Below are 14,998 nucleotides of genomic sequence, written 5' to 3'. Positions count from 1 at the left end.
CATGCAAGAATACAGACAACTTTTATATATATTTCTCCAAGAAAGCATGTATCAGCCGAGGCACCGCATAACGGTCCAAATCTTCGACCGCAACCTGCTGGTAACCTGAAAAAGAACCCGAATTATCGGGTAGAGTGACCTCATAGAAATTGGTATAAATCACTCTGTGGGACAATACATGCTTCACTCCCCGAAGTAGTGTACGGACCATCCGCACCTCTCCCTCTGCAAACAGTGCATGAAACTGCGGACATGCCAGGAACTCCTCTTCGGATAAATCTTTTTCCGTTTCGATTAGAGGCAATTCAAAGAGATTTTTCCAGATATCGTTCTCCGTCCTCTTATGTATCAAAGTATGCGCACCCATACGTACATATATATAATTAAAATAGCGGTTGGTAGTCTTTGTTCTGTGCTGCTTCACGGGCAGTTGCTGCACTTTGCCTTCCAACAAGGCTCTGCAGCTACCAGACAAAGGACAGAACAGACAGTTGGGCGACTGCGGCATACACTGCACGGCTCCGAAGTCCATAATCGCTTGGTTATAATCTGCCGGTCGGGATTTATCGAGCATCTCTCTCGCCAAAGCAGTAAAAGTTTTTTTCCCTTCGGTAGAATCAATGGGAATATCAATGCCGAAATAGCGGGAAAGCACCCGATATACATTCCCGTCTACCACCGCATAAGGCATGTCATAGGCAAAAGAACAGATGGCCGCTGCCGTATAATCCCCTACCCCCTTCAAAGCACGCACCTCTGCATAGTTTTTTGGAAATGTACCCTTCATGCTTTTGGCTGCGGCATGCAGGTTGCGGGCACGGGAATAGTACCCCAGGCCCTGCCAATATTTCATCACTTCGTCCTCGGACGCAGCAGCCAGCGACGCCACATCCGGGAAGCGTTTTATGAAACGCAAAAAGTACTCATAACCCTGCGCCACTCTTGTCTGTTGTAAGATGATTTCAGAAATCCATATCAGATAAGGGTCCGTGGTATTTCGCCACGGAAGGTCGCGTTTGTTCTCCGCATACCAATCCAACAATGTTCCGCTAAAAATATTCATGCTGCAAAAATACTTCATTTTCAGCCTAACAAAGCTTAATGCCAAGACTTTTTTAGAAAATTGTCCGAAATATATTTTTTAGAGCCACGGAAAAGCTATATATTTGCAGTCCAAAAAATTAGGAAAACTATAGTAATAATATTTTTTTTAAAGAAAAATGACTAAAGCTGATATTGTAAACGAAATTACAAAGAACACCGGAATTGATAAGACAACCGTACTTACAACCGTTGAAGCATTCATGGACGCAGTAAAGGCATCTTTATCCAAAGATGAAAATGTTTACCTCCGCGGGTTTGGTAGTTTTGTAGTGAAGAAAAGAGCTCAGAAAACTGCACGCAACATCTCCAAGAACACTACAATAATCATTCCGGAACATAACATTCCGGCATTTAAGCCTGCAAAAACGTTCACCCTCTCAGTGAAGAAATAATAAACAATAGTATTAACCCATAAAAATTTTGAAGCTATGCCAAGCGGAAAGAAGAAAAAAAGACATAAAATGTCTACGCACAAGCGTAAAAAAAGACTAAGAAAGAACAGACATAAAAGCAAAAAGTAATTTTTAGTCTGAAGGACAAAATAAAGAACAAACTTGTGAAGCAAAATGTCTCGCGGGTTTGTTCTTTGTTTAAGTAGTAAATAGAATCATTTAAAAGCCAATTATTGTGACAAGCGAACTCGTTGTAGACGTACAGCCCAAAGAGGTATCCATTGCACTGCTTGAAGACAAGCAGCTGGTGGAACTCCAGAGCGAAGGAAGAAACATCTCCTTCTCGGTGGGCAACATGTATTTGGGACGCGTCAAAAAATTGATGCCCGGCCTGAATGCCTGCTTCGTGGACGTGGGTTACGAGAAAGATGCTTTTCTTCATTATCTGGACCTAGGTCCTCAATTTAACTCGTTAGAGAAGTACGTAAAGCAAACTTTAAGCGACAAGAAGAAGCTGAATCCCATTACCAAAGCAACCATACTTCCCGACCTTGAAAAGGACGGAACGGTTTCCAACACACTCAAGGTGGGACAAGAAGTAGTGGTGCAAATTGTCAAGGAACCTATCTCTACCAAAGGGCCGCGACTGACTTCCGAACTTTCCTTTGCCGGAAGATACCTCGTGCTGATTCCCTTCAATGACAAGGTTTCCGTATCACAAAAAATTAAATCGAGCGAAGAGCGCGCACGCCTCAAGCAACTGCTGATGAGTATCAAGCCGAAAAACTTCGGCGTCATCGTCCGCACCGTAGCCGAAGGAAAACGTGTTGCCGAACTCGACGGAGAGCTTAAAGTATTACTGAAACATTGGGAAGATGCCATTACAAAAGTACAGAAGGCCACCAAATTTCCGACACTGATTTACGAAGAAACCAGCCGTGCCGTAGGACTGTTGCGCGACTTGTTCAATCCTTCCTTCGAAAACATCCACGTGAACAACGAGGCTGTGTACCACGAAATCAAGGATTACGTAACCCTCATCGCCCCTGAACGGGCAGGAATCGTGAAGCTGTACAAAGGTCAACTCCCCATTTACGACAATTTTGGTATCACCAAACAAATCAAGTCGTCATTCGGCAAGACCATTTCATACAAAAGTGGTGCCTACCTGATTATTGAGCATACTGAGGCGCTTCACGTAGTAGACGTGAACAGCGGTAACCGCACCAAGAATGCCAACGGGCAGGAGGCCAACGCACTGGAAGTGAATCTGGGTGCAGCCGACGAACTGGCACGCCAGCTCAGACTAAGGGATATGGGTGGTATCATCGTGGTGGACTTCATCGACATGAATGAAGCCGAAAACCGACAGAAGCTTTACGAACGTATGTGTGCCAACATGCAGAAAGACAGAGCACGTCACAACATCCTGCCGCTCAGTAAATTCGGACTGATGCAGATTACACGCCAGCGTGTACGCCCGGCTATGGATGTAAATACGACGGAAACCTGCCCCACCTGCTTCGGTAAAGGCACCATCAAATCGTCCATCCTCTTTACGGACACCTTAGAGAGTAAGATTGACTACCTGGTCAACAAATTGAAGATAAAGAAATTCTCGTTACACATCCACCCGTACATCGCAGCCTACGTCAATCAGGGACTCGTCTCCCTGAAACGGAAGTGGCAGATGAAGTACGGATTCGGTATCAAGATTATTCCAAACCAGAAATTAGCATTCCTGGAATATGTATTCTACGACCTGCAAGGGGAAGAGATAGACATGAAGGAAGAAATCGAAATCAAATAAAAAAGACGGCGAAGGGTATTTATCTTCGCCGTCTTTTTTATCTCTTGCTTTGGGGGAGCTCTCCCCAAACATGCCTTCCGCTATAAAGCCAAACGATAGATTTCCCTGCAATCAGTCATGGTCAGCTTCACGTAGTTGCCAAGCAGTTCGCCTTTATTGCGCTGCAGACTGACGAGCATACGGTCTATATCGGGATGCTCGATGCCCAACTCCTTAAAGCTAACCGGCAAGCCCATGTAACGGAAAAAGTGTTTCAGGCGGGCGGTACCAGCCAAAGCCATCTCTTCCAAATCTTCGGACTTGGGTATATCAAAAACGCGGTGGGCAAACTGGGCTATCTTTGCCGGATTATGTTCTGCCATAAAAGCCATCCAGGCAGGGAAGATTACAGCTAAGCCGGCACCGTGGGCTACATTATAGATAGCACTGATTTCATGTTCCAGTGCATGGGATGCCCAGTCTTCCTCACGCCCTACCCCACAAGTTCCGTTATGCGCCACAGTGCCACACCACATAATGTTGGCACGCGCGGCATAGTTGTCCGGTTGCTGTTTCACCCGGTAAGCTTCTTTAATGATAGCTGTCAAGGTGCCTTCGCAAAGCCGGTCGCTGATTTCCACATCCGGTGTATTTGTGAAATAACGCTCCATGATGTGAGCCATCATGTCGGCAATACCACAAGCCGTCTGATAAGCTGGGAGAGTGTAGGTCAGTTCAGGATTCATGATGGAAAATACGGGACGCAAATGCTCGGGGGCACAGAGCCCCAGTTTTTGGAGTGTCTCTGTCTTGGTAATTACCGTATTGCCCGAACCTTCGCTTCCGGCAGCCGGGATAGTCAGCACCACGGCTACTTTCAACGCTTTCTCCACCTTGGCACGACCGATAAAGAAATCCCAAAAGTCACCATCATAGAGGGCTCCGGCAGCAATGGCCTTTGCCGTATCTATGACCGAACCACCTCCCACAGGAAGCATCATATCCACCTGCTCACGACAGCAAAGCTGAATACCTTCGTATACCTTCCCGTCAATGGGATTGGGCTGGACACCTCCCATTTCGCAATAAGCCACACCGGCTTCCTGCAAGGATTGCTTCACTCTATCCAGCAGACCACTCCGTACAACAGAACCGCCTCCATATACTATCATCACTTTTTGTGCACCATACTTACGCGCCAATGCACCGACTTGCACTTCAGTATTCTTGCCAAAGACAAACTCTGTAGGACTATAAAAAACAAAATTATTCATTGTATACCTTATTTAATGTATCGACTGTATCTTTCAAAGAAGCGTCCGAACGCTCCCCACTTCATCAGTCCTTTCTCAAAAACAAAAATACCCAGCAATGCACAAGAGATGCCCAGCATCACATCAATCAGATAATGGTGTCCCGAATAGACAGCCGTCCACCAGATACCGACCATAATCACCGCAAACAACGCTATCAACCACTTTTTGCTGCGGTCCATAACCGCGTAAGCCAAAGCCACCACCATATAGGCGGCATGGAGCGAGGGCACTGCTGCAAATACATTGGCATTCCTTCCGTAAATGGAGTTGAAGATGGAACATCCCAGCAATTCGTCAAAGCGCCCTAAGCCTGCCACATTGCCCGGAGTGTCGAGTATCGGCTCGAAACCATAATTCATGGCATACCAGGGCGGAGCAGCGGGATGGATGTAATAGCCGGCAAAACCGATGAGATTAACCAGCAGGAACACCATCGCAAAACGAAGATATACCTTACGGTCACCCTTCAGATAGAGCCACAACCCGAATGCAATGGGAACCGGTACCCAACAGAGGTAGAATATCCCGGCAAAGAAATCGGCAACAGGACAATGGTTCAAAGCAAAATACTCACAAGGGATAAGGACAGCACCGTCTACAGACAAGCCAAAAAGGGATTTTTCTGCCTCATAAAGTCCTTTTACATCAATGGGATTCACCTGGTAATTGGGATATACGCGCATCCAGTCATACGAAATGCCGAATATGAAAAACGGCAACAGCGCCACTGCCAACTTACGGGTTATCTGTCCGGCAAAGAACAATACCAAAAATACACCCGCCATCAGGAAATGTTCCGGACGAAGCCCGATACAGACCGCTGTCAGAATCAGGAAAAACGCTGTGATGACAATCACCAGCACCGCCTCTCTCACAGAGGGAAACAAACTATTTTTCATTCCTTGTCTTTCAGTAGTTTATAGCAATGCGCCAAGCGGGCAAATGCCGTCAAATTCGCCAATATTGCAATCACTGCCATAGGCACAATCAGTATCAGCATCGGGTCGAATAAAGTACAATCACCAAAGATACCGCAGAACATGGCACCGAGGGCAGTCAGCACAACGCGTTCGGGGCGCTGCATGAAACCCACTTTACACTCCAGCCCCAAACCTTCGGCACGGGCACGCACGTAACTCACCATCAGCGAACCTATCAGCGCAATGAATGTAATGATGGAGCCCCACAAATAGCCTTGCAGCATCAGGTAATAGAAGATGCCGAACAATGTCACGAGCTCGCTGTAACGGTCGAGTACGGAGTCGTAGAGCGCACCGAAAGTAGAACTCATTTTACCCACGCGTGCCACGCGTCCGTCCATCATATCAAACAACCCGGCAAAGAGCACAATACCGCCTCCCCAGCCTACATAGGCCAGTTCACCACTCTTGTACACTCCTGCATACACAAACAAGGCAGCCGCCACGATATTCAGTACCAGCCCCGTAGTCGTAATAAAGTTAGGCGTAATGCCAATTCTAATCATACCATGCACCACAGGGTTGATAATCTTGTATATCACCTGCTGCAACCAATCTCTATAATTCATATTCGTCTTTTTTGTTCTCTAAATAATGTTTCAGAAAGCCTTTTATATTGTGATTACGATAAACGAAAAAACGTTGCAGATGGTAGTTCCAAAAAAAAGCTACCAGCACTGCTACAATTATCTTTGACAGAATAAATACATTGTCGATATAATATCCCAACAATCCATTGACCCATGTCATGCCGGTAAGCCACTCGGTCAATGCAAAAGTGCCCCAGGTATTCAGTATAATGCTGCCTCCCCAGACAAAGAGATATTTCACGGCAACATGCGTTTTCTTACAGTCTTCGGCATGGAACACCCATCCGTAATTAATGGCACAGTTTACAATGCCTCCTACCACGGAACCCGTGAATGTGGCATAAAGATAAAAAACAGCAAAAGCCTTTACCAGAAGGATAGTCACCAGAAAATCGACAAAGCTTGCGAATTGCGCAGAAATCTGGGCCTTGAAGAAGATCCAGACAGAATGGCGCCACGACACACCTTTGCCATTTGATTTCAACTGATTATCCATCTTGCCACAATCAAAATTATAAATCCGTAGACTCCAGACAGAATATCGTCCATCATTACCCCGATTCCACCCGGCAGACTTTCCATACGGCGAATGCCCAAGGGCTTGAATATATCAAACAAACGGAACAAGACAAATGCTCCCAATGCATACCATACATGTCCGGCGGGCGCCGCAAGCAAGGCAATCCACACACCGACCATTTCATCGACCACCACGCGCGAAGGGTCTTCGCCCCAAGATGCCTCCAGGCGGTTGGCAGCCCAGATACCGGCAAGTGTAAATACCAAAATCAATGCTACTGTCAGCCACAAAAGGCAGGCACTTGAAACCAGATAAGACAACCCGAACCAGATAAGCGTAGCCAGCAAAGCTCCCGCAGTGCCGGGTGCAAAAGGAGAAAAGCCCGAGCCAAAGCCCGTACCGATAATGACTGGGAGGAGGGAGGGTTTCTTCATCAAAAAAGTAATAAGGTGATAAATGCGATAAAAACGGTAAAGTGATAAATGCAATAAAGTAATAAAAGTGATAAAGTGGTAAAGTGCTATCACTCTATCACCTTACCACCTTATTTCTATCACCTTATCACTGTTTTTTTAATCCAAATAACTTGGTGCAGTTTCACCCACCATGTTGCGGAGAGTCTCTTTCACCATGCGCCATTGCTGGAACAAATCGTGTACCGGCTCATGCTCGAAATCGTGCATCGGGCTCTTGCAGAAGAAGGACAGCCACGTCTGGATGCCGCACATACCTGCACGCAATGCCAAATCACTGAAAATAACCAAGTCGAGCGCGATGGGAGCAGCAAGAATGGAGTCACGGCACAGGAAGTTAACCTTGATTTCCATCGGATAGCCCATCCAGCCGAAAATATCGATGTTGTCCCATGCTTCCTTGTTATCCTTACGAGGAGGATAGTAGTTGATGCGTACCTTATGATAAACATCACCGTACAAGTCAGGATATTTCTCCGGTTCGAAGATATTGTCGATAACAGACAGCTTGCTGACCTCTTTTGTCTTGAAGTTCTCCGGTTGGTCGAGTACCTCGCCGTCACGGTTACCCAGAATATTCGTAGAGAACCAGCCGCTTACACCCAACATACGGGTCTTGAACATCGGAGCAAGCACCGTCTTCATCAAAGTCTGGCCACTCTTGAAGTCCTTACCGGAAATGGGCACATTCATTTTCTTGGAGAATTCCCACATAGCCGGAGTATCCACACACAGATTAGGAGCACCCATAATAAACGGAGCGCCTTCTGCAATGGCAGCATATGCATAGCACATACTCGGAGAGATAACTTCAGTATTGTTTTCCTTCATTGCCTGCTCCAAAGCAGCGAGAGATTCGTGCTCTTTGGACAGCGGAATATATATTTCGGTACTTGCAGCCCACAGCACAGCAATACGCTCGCAGTTATTGGCTGCCTTGAAGTTACGGATATCCTCACGCAACTGCTCTGTCATTTCCCAGCGAGTAGCAGCCTTCTTAATATGCGTACCGTTCAAACGTTTTGCAAAATTGTGGTCGAATGCAGCAGGCATCGGCTTGATGGCTTGCAGTTCGTCTTTTACCAAATTCAAGTCTTTCTCTTTCAAAACCTCGGCATACATAGCAGCTTCGTAGGCGTTGTCCGGGAAAATGTCCCAACCGCCGAAAACGATATCATTCAAATCAGCCAAAGGCACTATGTCTTTGATAAGTTTTTCTTTGCCATCCTGCATGCGCATAGCAGCCATTTGTGTGATTGAGCCTATAGCTTTTGCCAAGCCCTTGCGAGCAGCTAATGTACCGGTAATCATGGTGGTTGCAACCGCACCACCTACTCCGACTACCAGCACGCCCAAGCGTCCGGTTGCCGGCTTAATGTTTTCTTTCATTGCCATTGTATTATTTAGAGTTTAAAAAATTGCTCAAATTTAGGGTATTTTACTCAATTGGGATTAGTCATTTTATCCGATTTAATGTCCTATTAGTAAGATTTAAGTTAAAATGTCATGTGTAGACTGATTCTGAGCCCGGATTTGTCTACATCCGGTAAATTTCGGTAAGTCAGACGCCATACATAATCGACACGCAACACCTTGAAAATATTTTCAATGCCTACACCTGCCTCTACGTATGGCGTATGTCCCATGGTGGTACTTCCAGCAGGAAAACGGAACAAATCCTGCTGAAAAGCCGGATTATTCTTATCACTCAAATTCCCATACAAGCCGCGGCAGGAAAGTACTTCACGCCATTTCAACTTTTTCAACAAAGGAATACGGTTGAAGAGCCAGCCGTTCAAGTAATAGGTCACATCCCAGGAAGCGTATTCATCGTTCATGAATTCCATGGCATTCATCAGTGAATAGGACTCGGGCTGTATGGTATAGGACAAGTTCGCGTTGGGAATGACGAGCAAAGGGAAAGGAACCTTGTTCCATACTTTCCCGGCCTTCAGGATAACGTCCGTATAACCGAATGCTGAGAACCAGAAACGCTTTTGAAAACCCGCTTCCGTATAGTGATAGGTATAGTCTCCTCCCAGTACCCCTTTGGCAGCCATGGTATGTGTAAGCGAAAAGACCGGAGCATCCAGCGAAACGGGGAAACGGTTCCATTGGGTCTGGAAGAATTTCTCGTTGGGAGCATAGCGCAGCTTCAATTCCAGTTCACTGGTCGAAATACTTTTTACATACGTATTATGGTCGTCCTGCTTGACGAAAGGAATCAGATGGGATGATTCATCTTTACGCAGACGCGTCGTCATCTGTACGGAAAAACCGGAATGGAACTCATTGGTATAGGTCAGTTCCGCCTTCCGCTGATAACCGATACGGTCATCCTTCTGACGTTTCAAAGCAAGAAAAACATTGTCCTGACTGGTATAAAGATAGTGTTGTCCATATTGATTGACATCTGACAAGTAACGGAGCTTCAACGAATGTATAGGAAATTCATTGGCATATTCCTTCTTCTTATGAAAAGAATATTCCAGTTCGGCAAGTCCTTTTACACGATGGTCGCGAAAACCGTATGCCATATACCCCCTACCGAACAGATGCGGATTGAGCCATGCCGTCGTCATACCGCCGGCACGCAAGCGCACCCCTTCCAGTGTATTTCCGCTGATGGTGGTATTCATCATACCGATATAGAACAAAGGTTCTTTTTCCTTCGGAGCGGGAATATACCCCGTGAACAGCACCTTCAACACTTTCTCCGTCCAGAAATAAACGGGATAGCTGCGCAACTGGGCCATCATCTTGTCCACCGAAGTTTCTTTCTTGCTGACTTCCACCTGGCGGTTGGCATCCCAATATGCTTCCGAATAGCCGGAAGCCGATGTCTCTTCAATCACCTTTTCCGGTTTTCGGAAAGCCTGCAGAGCCTTGTCATCCGGTTCATACTGATAATTTCTGTAATACACATCCCGCTTGGCATAAATACCGTCACTATTGTCCACCAACTTGAACTCCGTAGTGATACTCTCATTGAGCAACTGCCTCGTACCGTCCTCCGCGCGGTCAAAATTCTGTTCAATCTTCATGTAGTCCACAAAGTTCAGATTTATTTTCTGAGGAAAGTTCATGACGGTACGCTTTACAAAATAGGTACTGTCCAGCATGACGTATAAATGTCCCGTAAAACCGAACGACTCGGAGTTGAAAGGGACAAATGTCAAGTCAACACAAGGCTTTCCGGCAACGGTAAGCGTATCCATCAGATAATATTTGTAGAAAGACGGCCCAAGGGAGGAAAGCGGACTGACAAACTTATTGGTGAACAAGGTGATGTTGTTCTCATAAAGGTCTACATCGGTCATGGTGACACTGATAGCCTGCTCCATACCCTGCTGGGAAAGCATTTCGTCCACTCCTGCCTGCCTGCGGGCGGTGACCCACTGTTTCCGGCTATGCGGAGACTTGCGGTAATAGTCTGTGGCAAGCAACTCACGGTTGGAGATGGCCAGTACCGGCCTGCCGGTAACGGCAGAGGTATCGACATAATCCGTCAGAAACTTGAACTTACGGTAAAGCCACTTCTGTTGCTTCAAGCTGTCGAAGTTATTGATGGCAAAAGTCATCTTTTCATAGCGGTCACGTTTCCAGAAGTCGCGTTCGTCGGGCGAGTAGTCATCCCGATGCTCTATCATCTTGCGTACAAACTCCACTGCGGGATTATCCTTTTTCTTATACCGTTCACGTTTCGGCTTCACCACCACCTCATCCAGTGCATAAGTGGCTGGCGAAAGGGCAATATTGAACTTAGAAGACTTTGCAGGATGAATCAGCCGGACATATTCATTATATCCCACGGCCGAAATGACCAGCGTGGCCTCCGGGCGATAGGTCTTGAAGGAAAAACGGCCGTTATTGTCCGTCATCCCTCCCTCCGTAGTTCCTTTCAGATAAACTGACGTATAAGGCAACGGCTCCTTCGTCAACGAATCGGTGACAACGCCTTGCACCATATATTGTGCTCTCAATGGAAGAGTAACCAGCTGGATAAGCAGAAATACCCTAAAAAACAACTTCATACCTTGTTTTACCTAATTTGGATGGCAAAGGTACGGAAGAAAACTTTTTCTTAAAGTTCGGTTTTACGGAATAAATGTTCTAAAAAACTCCTTTTGTACAAAACACTTCCCGTTAAAAGCCGTTGTATAGCGAAACGACGCTCCAGAAAGCATCGGAACAACCAATATATAACCTAAACAACTTGATTATGGAATGGATTTTCAACCAGCTCAGGGAACGCCCCGAACTTGCCATTTTCCTCACTATATTCCTGGGATTCTGGCTGGGGAAACTGCGTATCGGTAAGTTTACGCTGGGCACAGTGACCAGTGTACTGCTTGTAGGCGTACTGGTAGGGCAACTGAATATAGCCGTACCGGGTCCGATAAAGTCGGTATTTTTTCTGCTTTTCCTTTTTGCCGTGGGCTATAAAGTGGGTCCCCAGTTCTTCCGCGGACTGAAAAAGGACGGATTGCCCCAAGTGGGCTTTGCCGTACTGATGTGTGTATCCGTACTGTTAGTGACCTGGCTGCTGGCCCTGATGATGGGCTACAATGCCGGTGAAGCTGCCGGACTGCTGGCCGGTTCGCAAACCATCTCCGCCGTCATCGGAGTGGCAGAAGACACCATGGCCAATATGGGACTGGACGAGGCCCAACGACAAAGTTACGTCAACATCATTCCCGTATCCTACGCCGTCACCTACATTTTCGGTACGGCAGGCTCGGCATGGGTCCTATCATCCATTGGTCCCAAGATGCTAGGCGGGCTGGAAAAGGTGAAAGCCGCCTGCAAGGAACTGGAGGCGAAGATGGGCAGCTCTCTGGCTGACGAACCGGGATTCATGCCGGCGGCACGCCCCGTCACTTTCCGTGCCTACCGGGTCGAAAACGAATGGTTCAAGAATGGAAAGCGGGTGATTGACCTGGAAGTCTACTTCCGGCAGCACGACAAACGTCTATTTGTGGAACGCCTCCGCAAATCCGGAGTTGTGGTGGAAGTCAGCATGAACATACAGATAGAGCCGGGAGACGAAGTAGTGCTAAGCGGACGCCGCGAATACATCATAGGCGAAGAAAGCTGGATAGGGCCGGAAGTACAAGATGCCCAGCTCCTGGATTTTCCTGCCGAAAAGTTACCGGTTACAATCACACGCAAGACGGTTGCCGGCAAGACGGTTGCAGTTATCCGAAGGGAAAAGTTCATGCACGGTGTCAGTATCCGGAGCATCAAGCGCGCCGGAATATCCATTCCCGTGCTGGCACAAACGGTAGTAGATGCCGGCGACGTCATCGAAGTGGTAGGTACCAGGCAGGAAGTGGAAGCAGCAGCCAAACGTCTGGGGTATATAGACCGCCCTACCAACCAGACGGACATGATATTCGTAGGCCTGGGTATCCTTGTCGGAGGTTTGTTCGGAGCACTTTCCGTCCATATCGGCGGCATCCCCATCAGCTTGAGCACAAGCGGCGGCGCATTGATTGCCGGCTTGTTCTTCGGCTGGCTCCGCAGTAAGCACCCCACCTTCGGGCGCATTCCCGAACCTTCGCAATGGGTGTTGAACAATGTCGGTCTGAACATGTTCATCGCGGTAGTGGGCATTTCGGCAGGTCCCAGTTTCGTGCAGGGCTTCCACGACGTAGGTATCAGCCTGTTCCTGGTGGGAGCAGCCGCCACCACCCTGCCGCTGATTATCGGCTTGCTGCTGGCAAGGTATGTTTTCAAGTTCCATCCGGCACTGGCTTTGGGCGTCTGCGCGGGGGCACGTACCACTACGGCCGCTTTAGGCGCGGTGCAGGATGCCGTTGAGAGTGAGACACCTGCTCTGGGATACACCGTGACCTATGCCGTGGGCAATACCTTATTAATAATATGGGGTGTAGTCATCGTTTTGCTAATATAAGACGATTCTGTACCAATGCTTACTAATCCGGAGCATTCAAAGAATTATTGCCGGAAATGCAAGCGACTATATACCCATTCACTAATAGCTATTCGTCCGACAGCTGTCGGACGATAATTCAACAGTTGTCGGACGATGATTCAACAACTGTCGGACGAAAAGGAAACATATATCGGACGATTAATTTCAAGCAAGGAAAGAAATAGTATACCGCATGAACAGAGATTATTCGCCGAATGACTGAAAACAATAAATAACGAACCTAAACTTGAGCTTATGGATACAAAACTTTTAGAAAAGAAAATGGAATCTATCAGTCCTTTCGAACTGAAGAACCGCCTGATAGACATGGCAGACGAGAGTCTGAAGAAAACCGCCCGTACCATGCTGAACGCAGGGCGCGGCAACCCCAACTGGATTGCAACCGCTCCACGCGAAGCCTTCTTCCTATTGGGAAGCTTCGGCCTGGAAGAGTGCCGCCGCATCATGGATTTGCCCGAGGGCATTGCAGGCATCCCCGAAAAAAAAGGCATTGCCTCCCGCTTCGAAGCCTTCCTGAAAAAGAACAATAACGTACCGGGCGCCAAATTGCTGGAACAAACCTACAACTACCTGCTGATGCAGCATGCCGCCGACCCCGACAGCCTTGTACACGAATGGGCCGAAAGCATTGTAGGCGATCAGTATCCCGTGCCCGACCGCATCCTTCATTTTACGGAAATCCTTGTGCAAGATTACCTTTCGCAAGAGATGTGCGACAACCGTCCTCCCCGGGGTGCCTATGACCTGTTTGCCACCGAAGGTGGAACAGCCGCCATGTGCTACATCTTCGACTCCCTGCAGGAAAACTTCCTGCTGAACAAAGGGGACGGCATCGTCCTCATGGTTCCTGCCTTTACCCCCTATATTGAAATCCCACAACTCAGCCGCTACCAGTTTCGAGTGACCAAAATACATGCCAACCGCATGAATAACGAAGGGATGCACCTCTGGCAGTACAGCGACGAAGACATAGACCGCTTGAAAAGCCCTAAAATCAAGGCCCTCTTTGTCACCAATCCCAGTAATCCGCCCAGCTACACACTCAGTCCGGATACAATGGCGCGCATCGTGAGCATCGTCAGGAATGACAACCCTAATCTGATGATTATTACAGACGACGTATACGGTACATTCAGTCCACACTTCCGTTCGTTCATGGCAGAAATTCCCTACAATACGCTTTGCGTCTATTCATTCTCCAAATACTTCGGTGCCACCGGATGGCGCAATGCGGTCATTGCCCTGCACGAATTCAACCTGTTCGACAAGCTGATAGCCAAACTGCCGAAAGAGAAACGGGAGATTCTGCACCACCGCTACTCCACCCTCACTCTGGAACCTGAAAAACTGAAGTTTATCGACCGTATGGTTGCCGACAGCCGTCAGGTGGCACTGAACCATACCGCCGGACTGTCATTGCCACAACAGATGCAGATGGGCCTTTTCGCCGCCTTTGCCCTGCTGGACAAGGAAAACAAATACAAGCAAAAGATGCAGGAGATTATCCGCCGCCGATTGCATGCCCTTTGGGAGAATACCGGTTTCACGCTGACGGAAGACCCGTTGCGCGTAGGTTATTATACAGAAATCGACATGCTGGTTTGGGCAAAGAAGTTCTATGGGGACGACTTTGTAGAATATCTGAAACGTACCTACAGCCCGCTGAACGTAGTCTTCCGCCTTGCCAAAGAAACCTCTCTGGTGCTGCTGAACGGCGGTGGTTTTGACGGCCCCGAATGGAGCGTACGCGCCTCACTCGCCAATCTGGACGAGAAAGACTATGCAACCATCGGCCAAGGCATCAAAAAGATACTGGAGGAGTATGCAAAAGAATTCTTTAAAAATGGAAAGGCGAAAGGTAAAAATTGAAAATTG

The 14,998-nt window shown here is 47.6% G+C and carries 12 protein-coding genes; 4 read left to right on the top strand and 8 right to left on the bottom strand.

Annotation, left to right across the window (positions count from 1 at the left end):
- Positions 1–22 precede the first annotated feature (22 nt).
- Positions 23–1,063, bottom strand: coding sequence for an A/G-specific adenine glycosylase (gene mutY, locus DW096_RS05065; RefSeq protein WP_117867022.1), 1,041 nt, complete (start codon positions 1,061–1,063; stop codon positions 23–25).
- A 157-nt stretch (positions 1,064–1,220) separates the two neighbouring features.
- Between mutY and DW096_RS05060 the strand changes: the two genes are divergently transcribed.
- Both DW096_RS05060 and DW096_RS05055 read left to right on the top strand, forming a co-directional pair.
- The gene (locus DW096_RS05060; protein WP_005826750.1) at positions 1,221–1,496 is read left to right on the top strand and encodes an HU family DNA-binding protein; all 276 of its coding nucleotides are present in this window, start codon (positions 1,221–1,223) and stop codon (positions 1,494–1,496) included.
- Positions 1,497–1,731: 235 nt separating this feature from the next.
- Positions 1,732–3,306, top strand: coding sequence for an Rne/Rng family ribonuclease (locus DW096_RS05055; protein WP_005826752.1), 1,575 nt, complete (start codon positions 1,732–1,734; stop codon positions 3,304–3,306).
- A gap of 80 nt (positions 3,307–3,386) precedes the next feature.
- On the opposite strand, the gene DW096_RS05050 is transcribed toward DW096_RS05055, so the two are convergent.
- From DW096_RS05050 to DW096_RS05020, 7 genes are all read right to left on the bottom strand, one after another.
- Complete coding sequence (locus DW096_RS05050; protein ID WP_009036796.1) at positions 3,387–4,559, bottom strand: iron-containing alcohol dehydrogenase; 1,173 nt, start codon at positions 4,557–4,559, stop codon at positions 3,387–3,389.
- Positions 4,560–4,567: 8 nt separating this feature from the next.
- Positions 4,568–5,500: a phosphatase PAP2 family protein gene (locus DW096_RS05045; protein ID WP_009036795.1), complete on the bottom strand. Its 933-nt coding sequence runs from the start codon at positions 5,498–5,500 to the stop codon at positions 4,568–4,570.
- Positions 5,497–6,150 carry a CDP-alcohol phosphatidyltransferase family protein gene (locus DW096_RS05040; protein ID WP_005826758.1) on the bottom strand — a complete coding sequence of 218 codons (654 nt, stop codon included), beginning with the start codon at positions 6,148–6,150 and terminating at the stop codon, positions 5,497–5,499. Before DW096_RS05040 ends, DW096_RS05045 begins: the two co-directional genes overlap by 4 nt.
- Positions 6,140–6,667 carry a GtrA family protein gene (locus DW096_RS05035; RefSeq protein ID WP_005826761.1) on the bottom strand — a complete coding sequence of 176 codons (528 nt, stop codon included), beginning with the start codon at positions 6,665–6,667 and terminating at the stop codon, positions 6,140–6,142. The genes DW096_RS05040 and DW096_RS05035 overlap by 11 nt, the downstream gene beginning before the upstream one ends.
- On the bottom strand, positions 6,652–7,125 hold the full coding sequence (locus tag DW096_RS05030) for a phosphatidylglycerophosphatase A (protein ID WP_005826764.1): 474 nt from the start codon (positions 7,123–7,125) through the stop codon (positions 6,652–6,654). The genes DW096_RS05035 and DW096_RS05030 overlap by 16 nt, the downstream gene beginning before the upstream one ends.
- 138 nt (positions 7,126–7,263) lie before the next feature.
- Positions 7,264–8,553, bottom strand: a complete 1,290-nt coding sequence (locus DW096_RS05025; protein ID WP_005835961.1) for an inositol-3-phosphate synthase — start codon at positions 8,551–8,553, stop codon at positions 7,264–7,266.
- A 107-nt stretch (positions 8,554–8,660) separates the two neighbouring features.
- The gene (locus DW096_RS05020) at positions 8,661–11,198 is read right to left on the bottom strand and encodes a DUF5686 and carboxypeptidase-like regulatory domain-containing protein (RefSeq protein WP_117962589.1); all 2,538 of its coding nucleotides are present in this window, start codon (positions 11,196–11,198) and stop codon (positions 8,661–8,663) included.
- 188 nt (positions 11,199–11,386) lie between these two features.
- Here DW096_RS05020 and aspT point away from each other — a divergent pair, with 188 nt between their 5' ends.
- Together aspT and aspD are read left to right on the top strand one after the other, a co-directional pair.
- A complete protein-coding gene (gene aspT, locus DW096_RS05015) occupies positions 11,387–13,081 on the top strand; it encodes an aspartate-alanine antiporter (protein ID WP_005826770.1) in 1,695 nt (564 codons plus the stop codon).
- Between the two features lie 276 nt (positions 13,082–13,357).
- Positions 13,358–14,992 carry an aspartate 4-decarboxylase gene (gene aspD / locus DW096_RS05010; RefSeq protein WP_117962587.1) on the top strand — a complete coding sequence of 545 codons (1,635 nt, stop codon included), beginning with the start codon at positions 13,358–13,360 and terminating at the stop codon, positions 14,990–14,992.
- The last annotated feature ends 6 nt before the right edge of the window (positions 14,993–14,998 follow it).

Origin of the sequence: Bacteroides sp. AM07-18, from assembly GCF_003602695.1 — a bacterium.
Taxonomy (GTDB): domain Bacteria; phylum Bacteroidota; class Bacteroidia; order Bacteroidales; family Bacteroidaceae; genus Bacteroides; species Bacteroides uniformis.
Note: the sequence above shows the minus strand (reverse complement) of the source record. Positions and strands in the feature narration are given on the sequence as shown.

Bases quoted from the DNA above. Each gene is read 5' to 3' on its own strand.
- DW096_RS05050 (WP_009036796.1), bottom strand. From the start codon at position 4,559: ATGAATAATTTTGTTTTTTATAGTCCTACAGAGTTTGTCTTTGGCAAG.
- mutY (WP_117867022.1), bottom strand. From the start codon at position 1,063: ATGAATATTTTTAGCGGAACATTGTTGGATTGGTATGCGGAGAACAAA.
- DW096_RS05035 (WP_005826761.1), bottom strand. From the start codon at position 6,667: ATGGATAATCAGTTGAAATCAAATGGCAAAGGTGTGTCGTGGCGCCAT.
- aspD (WP_117962587.1), top strand. From the start codon at position 13,358: ATGGATACAAAACTTTTAGAAAAGAAAATGGAATCTATCAGTCCTTTC.
- DW096_RS05060 (WP_005826750.1), top strand. From the start codon at position 1,221: ATGACTAAAGCTGATATTGTAAACGAAATTACAAAGAACACCGGAATT.
- DW096_RS05030 (WP_005826764.1), bottom strand. From the start codon at position 7,125: ATGAAGAAACCCTCCCTCCTCCCAGTCATTATCGGTACGGGCTTTGGC.
- aspT (WP_005826770.1), top strand. From the start codon at position 11,387: ATGGAATGGATTTTCAACCAGCTCAGGGAACGCCCCGAACTTGCCATT.
- DW096_RS05025 (WP_005835961.1), bottom strand. From the start codon at position 8,553: ATGAAAGAAAACATTAAGCCGGCAACCGGACGCTTGGGCGTGCTGGTA.
- DW096_RS05045 (WP_009036795.1), bottom strand. From the start codon at position 5,500: ATGAAAAATAGTTTGTTTCCCTCTGTGAGAGAGGCGGTGCTGGTGATT.
- DW096_RS05020 (WP_117962589.1), bottom strand. From the start codon at position 11,198: ATGAAGTTGTTTTTTAGGGTATTTCTGCTTATCCAGCTGGTTACTCTT.
- DW096_RS05040 (WP_005826758.1), bottom strand. From the start codon at position 6,150: ATGAATTATAGAGATTGGTTGCAGCAGGTGATATACAAGATTATCAAC.